This is a genomic window from Bacillaceae bacterium S4-13-56, assembly GCA_040191315.1.
Classification (GTDB): domain Bacteria; phylum Bacillota; class Bacilli; order Bacillales; family JAWJLM01; genus JAWJLM01.
This window is the reverse complement of record JAWJLM010000156.1, coordinates 1-1,887: the sequence shown is the minus strand read 5'-3', so window position 1 is coordinate 1,887 and position 1,887 is coordinate 1. Positions and strand designations below refer to the sequence as shown.

1 protein-coding gene is annotated in these 1,887 nt (G+C 39.5%); it reads right to left on the bottom strand.

Annotated elements, in window-relative coordinates; translation table 11 throughout:
* Positions 1–97: 97 nt before the first annotated feature.
* The gene (locus RZN25_18295) at positions 98–1,816 is read right to left on the bottom strand and encodes an IS1634 family transposase (GenBank protein ID MEQ6378754.1); all 1,719 of its coding nucleotides are present in this window, start codon (positions 1,814–1,816) and stop codon (positions 98–100) included.
* Positions 1,817–1,887 lie beyond the last annotated feature (71 nt).

Sequence of the window (1,887 nt, the reverse complement as noted above, 5' to 3'; positions counted from 1 at the left end):
CTGACTTTTGCAGTTAAATCAAGTAAAAACAGCCGAAGAACCCTTATGTCTGCGGGTTCTTCGGCTGTTTCTGTTTGTCAAAAAGTTGTAGTGTAAATCACCCCTTTTTGATCGCTCCTAAAATTTTTTTTATTTCTCCTAGGGACAGACATTTTTGCCCCAAATCTATACCTAATTCTTTTCTAATATCGGAAAGCACTTCATCATAAAAATCAAACAGATAATAGTTTTCCTGTATGTGGCTGCACGATGCCTTTCTCAGGCTGTCAAGTATGGCTGTAACTGAATACTTTCCTTTCAAACGACGCTCTAGAACCCTTGCAATCACGAGGGATACAAAACAGGTAAGGAAATGTGCCTCGATATGTTCTTGTTTAGAAAGATAGATTGGTCGGCTCTCTAAATCGCTTTTGGTCACCTTGAAAGATTCTTCAATCTTCCATAGCCCTCTGTATAACTCCACAATCCGTTCATCAGACTCCTGATATTCGCTGGTCATAATAGCATAGTAGCCGTCTAATTCCTCTTCCATGCGCAGCTTTTCTTCATCAAAAAACAACGATTGCTTAGCGCTATCGAGGATCTCGCCTGTTTTCTTATCAAAAGTAAGATTCTTTACATATTTGGCGGCACCGAACGATGTTGCCCTGTTGTATTTCGAAGGGTTGCCAACAAGATCCCTTGCTTTTTCCAGTGCAGCTGCCCGGTCGGTTTTGGCTTTCAAAGCGTATTTCCTGCTGTAAAAAATAACTTGTTTTTCATCCACTGTCTTTTTGACTTTTTTGCCGCTTTTAGCTGTCACAGTAATCTCCCTTGGATAAAGCCTCGATTTAATCCTAAAATCGTTCCCTATGGAACGATAACCATTCTGGTCAAGCACATAGTCTTTGAATTTTCTGTCGGCTCCTCGAATCGAGTAACTTAGAATATAGCCGTTTTTGGCGGAAAGTGTATACCAGATGTTATCTCCAGTGGTCATGCCTTTGTCAGCGACAACAATGATTTTGCCGAGTGAAAAATTCCGCTGTATTCTTCCAAGCATCGGAATCAGCGTTTGCTTATCCAGCGTATTTCCCGGATAAAGTCCATATGTAATTGGAATGCCGTCCGTATCCATGAATAACCCCATTTGCACGATGGGATCCGGCCGGTGTTCTTTGGAGACCCCTTTTCTTCTTAACTCATCCTGTTCATCAATTTCAAAATAATAATTCGTCACATCATAGTAGACCAGACTCGTATTTCGACCATACTGCGCCTTTATCCGTTCATGCATCCACAGTTGGAGTGCGTCTTTATGCTTATTGAAAAAAGAAAGACAGCGATAAATATCATCCAACGAAAAGTCCATTTTCTCAAAAAAAGCATCCTTGTTTTCAAATGTTTTCTTCTTGGATGCAGGATAAAGCAGGCGTCCAAACACAAGAAGTTTCATGATACTGTTGGCGTCGTAGTCGTTCTTTGTATGGCGCTGCCTGTTTGTGAAAAATGTATGTATGCCAAGTTCATGGTAGATTTTGCTTAATGCCGCATAACCCAAATTTTTACGGTTTACTTGATCTGTTTGAAGTCGTTCTCCTTTGTCAATGCTGAAATTGATAGCAGAGCGATCCGTGTCCTGTTGCTTATTCATTTGTTTGACTTTTTCCTCAAAAAAAGCAATAGGATCATCATATTGTTTCTCCAACTCATCTAGGTAGCCAAGAGATTCAATGGTTTTGGATTTGGTTTTTTTAGTTGCTTTATCACGGTAACTATGTACGATCGATAAATATGTACGTCCGGTCTTTTTATTTTTCATTTTCCGAAGAAACATATGGACTTCCCTCACGATCAAAGTCTTAGTAATACATATAATATACCATATTAATCTACTTTAATCCACAA

Coding starts and splice junctions, on each gene's coding strand:
- RZN25_18295 (MEQ6378754.1), bottom strand. CDS start 1,816: ATGTTTCTTCGGAAAATGAAAAATAAAAAGACCGGACGTACATATTTA.